Here is a 238-nt window from a genome sequence, read left to right on the forward strand (position 1 = left end):
TCGCGATCATCGGCATCATCCTGCTGATCGGTATCGTGAAAAAGAACGCGATCATGATGATCGACTTCGCCCTCGACGCCGAACGCAACCAGGGCCTGGACCCACAGACGGCGATCTATCAGGCGGCGCTCTTGCGTTTCCGGCCGATCCTGATGACCACCCTGGCCGCGTTGTTCGGCGCGGTGCCGCTGATGCTGGCCACCGGCTCCGGTGCGGAGTTGCGCCAGCCGCTCGGGCT

Annotated in this window: 1 protein-coding gene; it reads left to right on the top strand. The window is 64.3% G+C overall.

Features of this window, described 5'->3' with window-relative positions; genetic code table 11:
• Positions 1-238, top strand: a 238-nt coding sequence (locus tag SB786_RS37600) for an efflux RND transporter permease subunit (RefSeq protein WP_410731761.1), incomplete at both ends; no start/stop codon positions are given.

Source organism: Burkholderia sp. SIMBA_062 (assembly GCF_046534765.1).
Classification (GTDB): domain Bacteria; phylum Pseudomonadota; class Gammaproteobacteria; order Burkholderiales; family Burkholderiaceae; genus Burkholderia; species Burkholderia ambifaria.